General features: G+C 63.8%; 1 pseudogene. It reads right to left on the bottom strand.

Annotation, left to right across the window (positions count from 1 at the left end):
* Positions 1-348 (bottom strand): annotated as a pseudogene (locus CVH10_RS18575) (ISNCY family transposase); the annotation flags it as partial.

Genomic DNA, 348 nt, shown 5'->3' with positions numbered 1-348 from the left:
CCGGGCCATGTAGGAGGGGAGGAAGGCATTGGCTTCGTCGATGGTGGAGATGCCCTCCAGTCTCATCGCCTTGACCAGCCGGTCCTGCAACGTGCCGTTCGCGCGCTCGACGCGCCCCTTGGCTTGCGGCGAGTTGGCGCAGATGATCTCGATGTTGAGCGCGTGCAACGCCCGCCCGAGATGGGTCATGCCGTCGCCGTTCGCCGAGGCCGTGTTGTTGCGAAACGCGCTGTGCTTGTCGGAGTAAAGGGCCACGGGTTTGCCATGGCGCTCGATATAGCTGCGCGTCGCCCGCATATACGAGAAGGTGCTCTCGCTCTCCACCATCTCCAGGTGCATCAGCTCGCT

Source organism: Halomonas sp. ND22Bw (assembly GCF_003011945.1).
GTDB lineage: Bacteria > Pseudomonadota > Gammaproteobacteria > Pseudomonadales > Halomonadaceae > Halomonas > Halomonas halophila.
This window is presented reverse-complemented; position numbering and strand designations above follow the sequence as displayed.